Source organism: Paenibacillus forsythiae T98, assembly GCF_000520735.1.
Classification (GTDB): domain Bacteria; phylum Bacillota; class Bacilli; order Paenibacillales; family Paenibacillaceae; genus Paenibacillus_AQ; species Paenibacillus_AQ forsythiae.
Map to the genome: position 1 here is coordinate 1 of NZ_ASSC01000862.1, position 4513 is coordinate 4513.

Here is a 4513-nt window from a genome sequence, read left to right on the forward strand (position 1 = left end):
CTGCGGGCAAAGGGCATCACCCGAACGCCGTCAATATCAAGCCTGCTGATTTCGTCCGCCTGCTCCTTCGTAAGCGCAAGCGGCCCTCCGCCGGACTTCTCGGGCCACAGGAAGGGCTGCGCCAGCTTCTCTCTTCTGTCCTTGAGCTGTTCATAGGACGCGCCGAGTACAGCCGCCAGCCGGTGAAGAGCGGCCGATTCTCCACCTGCATCCGCCGCAGGTCTTCCTTCCTCCCGGGGAAAAAAAGCCGCCGTCCAGACCGTTTCTCCGGCCAGCGGCAGACCGCGGCGGTCATACAGCCGCCCCCGTCCGGTATCGAGCACAAGCTCCCGCTCGCTCTGAATTTGCGACATTTTGGCGAGAGGGTACTGCCCTCCCGGGGTCTGCCGTCCGCTGATCACGAATTGCAGCCAGGCGAGCCGCAGCGCCAGCAGAGCAAAAGCGGCAGCCAGAACACCGATGGCTATATACATTCGCTTGTTACGTTGTTGACGCTTATTCCGCATCTTGCCGCCTCCGAACCGAAATTTTTCCCTATTATGCCCAGTATGTGCAAGAAGCATGCCGCAACCTGCGACTGATATGCGCCAAAGAGCCCTTCGCGGCGGCGAAAGGCTCTCTCCAGTTTAGTACGGGTAATTCCGGTTAAACCGGCTAGATCTTGAACAGCGCCAGCTTTTCCTTCAAGTTTGCGGAAACGCTTTCCAGTTTGGCCGACAGGGTGACGAGCTGATCGCTTACATTCTGCTGCTCGCTGCTGAGCGAGGCCACCTCTTCCGAAGTCGCGGACGATTCCTCCGCCACGGCGCTGACATTGCTCATCGCCTCGGACAGCTCGACCTGCGCACTCCCCAGGCTGTCAATCGACGCGGTGACCGATTGCAGACTGGATACGAAGCTGTCCATCTGCCCGCGAACCGATACGAAAATATCCCCGGTGCTCTTCACGGAGCTCACCTGCGCAGCGAACAGCGGCGTTACCTCGGAAAGCACATTCACCGTCTCATTCATTTCAGTCATGATCTTGTCGGTGATCCCCGCCACCAAAGCAATCGATTCCCGGGTCTGATCGGCCAGCCCGCGAATCTCGCCCGCTACCACCATGAAGCCCCGTCCGGCCTCTCCCGCCCGCGCCGCTTCAATCGTGGCGTTAAGCGACAAAATATTCGTCTGCTGTGTAATATTTTTCATGACATCAAGCACCTTGAGCACGGACATGGCGGTTTCTTTCAAATTGTCCACTTTATCCACGAGCGCCTTAGTCATTTCTCCCGTGCGGCCGGTCTGCTTCATCAGCTCCTCAAGCTGCTTCGCGCCCCTGCCGCTCGACTCGCCAACGAGCCGGGCCGCTTGATCCATTTCCTTGTTGGCAAGGATGACGCTCTCCATCTGGCGCGACAATGCGGCGGTGAGATCATTGCCTTTCTCGGCTTCGATCGCCAGGCTCCCGGCGCCTTCCGCGATTTCTTCGGTGGCGACCGCAATATCCCTGGCGGAATCCGCCGTCTTGCGGGAAGCTTCCCCGAGCTCGCCCGCCGTCTCCAGCACATCATGGGCCGTTTCCGCCGTCTGGGAGACCAGCTCCGTAATGCGTTCCATCATCAGATTAAAGGAAGCCGACAGCTGGCCGATCTCGTCCGAGGACGTATAGGGTGTGCGTACCGTCAGATCCCCCTGGGCGCCCAGACCCATCAGATCCTTGAGCCGGGCGAGCGGGCGGGCAATCATGCGCACCATCCATACGCCAAGCAGCAGCGCCAGCAGAGCGGCCGCGGCCGCTGCGACATAAGTCGTAATGAGAATCGGCTTCGCTTCCTTCACAAGCTCATGGGTGGGGATGATGCCCGCAAGCTTCCAGTCGGCCTTCGCAAGCGGACTGAAGACGGCAAGCAGATCATGTCTTCCCGCGTCCGTGGCCTCTATGCTGTTGTTATTGGTTTTGCTGTCCTTGATAAAAGTGTATTGCGACGCTTGTCCGTCCTCCTCTTTGATCGAGGAAGCGATAACGTTCCCGTCTGGAGAAACAAGCTGAACATGTGCGTCTTCCCCCAGCCTGACGCTTTTGAAAGCCTCTTCAAATATATCTTTTTTAAGCTCGATCAGAATAACGTAGCCCGCCCCGCCGTCCATAGACTTGATTCTTCGGATGACGCCGACATTGGTGCTGTCCTTCACTCCGATATTCATCGGGAACCAGTAAAATTGCTGGCTGGCGGATTCCTTGACAAACCATGGCTGATAGCTCTCGGTATTGGCTACCGCTTGCTTGTACCAGTCCATTTCCCGTATGTCGTTCTTGACCAGATCGCGATTTCCGCTTGAGATAATCTGCCGCTTGGCATCTTCCGGAATCAGGGAAAAGCTTGCAATGTTGGCATCCGAGGTCGTCTGGTTGCTCAGCTTTTTGCCGATATCATCATTGGCCACAAACTGCTCATAATAAGATAAAGCGTTTTCAAGAGTGGCAAGCCGCTCCTGAATTTGCGGATCGAAGAACACCTGCAAGGCCAATGTCTCATATTGGTTCAAAAGAATATCAAGCTTCTCGGCATTCTGAATAATCGTCTGGCGGTTCGCCTCGGATACGTTATCCTTAATGGTGTTCCTGGCCTTGGTATATGACATCAGTCCCAGACCCAGCACCACCACGACGATAGACGATAGAAAAATCAGAAACAGCTTCACCCCGACTGACCTGGCGGGATTTACCCTTCTGAATTGCCGCTTGGTTCCGTGCAGCCATTGTCTCCAATCTGTCCTCGTCCGGGAATGCAAGGCTTCGCCGCCGCCCGCCGGACCCGCTTTTGCCAACCGTTCCTGTCTCCGATTTCTCTTTCTCTCCTGTTTAGGAGCTCCCATTCAGATCACCTGCCCGATGAATTTGCCATACGTTATGTAAGCGATATCTTTTATATCGGCAGGCTGGCAGAAATAACTTATATCTGTTCCAATTTTTTTATGTCTTTAGTCCTAAGGCTTCTCCCATGGCACAAAAAAACGGGCGGCTCCTATGATTCCAGGAACACGCCCGCTTTCACGCGTATACACGCGGCTATCCTTATTTCTTCTTGCGCATCATATCAAAATAAGCCACAGGCTGCTCCACCTTCATCCGAATAGGCTGCAGGGGATGGCGGGCCGCATCCAGAGAAGCGCCCTGCTCATCCTGAAGCTCGCCCACAATCTGCTTGAACGGAAGGCGGTCCGGTCCGAAGAACTCCACTTCCTGCCCCGGTTTAAAATGATTGCGCTGCTGAATGAGCGCCATTCCCGTCTCCGCGTCATAATCCAGCACGAGGCCGGCAAAATCATAAGGCGCGGCTTTTTCCTCCGGCTCGTAAATATGATCCTCATGATCCGGCGTGTCGTAGAAAAAGCCCGTGTTCAGCGGACGGTTGGCCGCTTTGTTCAGCTCGTCCAGCCATTCCCGCTTCATCTCGTAATGCTCGGGATCAGCCATGTAAGCGTCGATTGCCTTGCGGTAGGCATTGACTACGGTGGCAACATAGTGGATCGACTTCATCCGTCCCTCGATTTTAAAGCTGTCAATGCCTGCTTCGATCAGGTCGGGAATGCTCTCCAGCATGCAGAGGTCCTTCGCGCCCATCGAGAACGGGTTGTCCTCCGGCTGATGCAGCGGAAGCTGCGTAACGCCCGGCACCAGACGCTGCGGAGACCCTCCCGCGCTCTGCTCCTCGGAGACCCAGACCTCCCCCGGACGGGCATCCTCGAACAAATCGTACTTCCACCGGCAGGATTGGCAGCATCCCCCGCGGTTCGAATCACGGTCCGTAAAATGGTTGGACAGCACGCAGCGGCCGGAATACGAGGAACACATCGCTCCATGGATGAAAGCCTCGATTTCGATATCGACATGCTCCTTGATCTCCGCAATTTCCCGAAGGCTCGTTTCACGGCCCAGCACGACGCGGGGCAGCCCCTCTTCCTTCCAGAAGGCCACGGCCTGCCAGTTCAGCGTCGACTGCTGGGTGCTGAGATGCACTTCAAGGCCGGGCACGGTCCGCAGGGCGATATCCACAATCGCGGGGTCGGCCACAATGATCGCGGCGATGCCAACCTCGTGCAAATTGCGCAGATATTCCTCGATCCCGGCGATATCTTCATTATGGGCGTAAATATTGGTCGCCACAAATACTTTGGCGCCGTATTTCTTCGCGAACTCCACGCCTTCGCGCATTTCCTCGAAGCTGAAATTGTCGGCATTCGAGCGCAGGCCGTACTTCTGCCCGCCGATATATACCGCGTCCGCGCCATAGTGCACGGCAAATTTCAATTTTTCCAGATTGCCCGCCGGAGCCAGGAGCTCCGGTTTGTCCAAGCGGTAACGCTTGCCTTTATATTGCGGCTTGGCCACAGTGTTCATATCTCTTCTCCCCTCCTCTTCCTTGCAAGAAAGAATGTGTTCCAATCAATACACCTGCTCTTTATAAAAGAAGCCGAAGCTCAGTTCCCGTTCCGGGTCCTGCAGCATCCGTATCGGCTCCCCCCCACC

At 56.1% G+C, this 4513-nt stretch carries 2 protein-coding genes and 1 pseudogene; all 3 read right to left on the minus strand.

Translation table 11 applies throughout. The features are described 5' to 3' along the window. Positions 1–506: pseudogene (locus tag L692_RS30310) on the minus strand (hypothetical protein); the annotation flags it as partial. A gap of 148 nt (positions 507–654) precedes the next feature. Then, a complete protein-coding gene (locus tag L692_RS0126135; RefSeq protein ID WP_051503592.1) occupies positions 655–2811 on the minus strand; it encodes a methyl-accepting chemotaxis protein in 2157 nt (718 codons plus the stop codon). Positions 2812–3058: 247 nt separating this feature from the next. Continuing rightward, positions 3059–4384, minus strand: a complete 1326-nt coding sequence (locus L692_RS0126140; RefSeq protein ID WP_025702838.1) for a peptidase U32 family protein — start codon at positions 4382–4384, stop codon at positions 3059–3061. Positions 4385–4513: the final 129 nt, after the last annotated feature.

Bases quoted from the DNA above. Each gene is read 5' to 3' on its own strand.
- L692_RS0126140 (WP_025702838.1), bottom strand. From the start codon at position 4,384: ATGAACACTGTGGCCAAGCCGCAATATAAAGGCAAGCGTTACCGCTTG.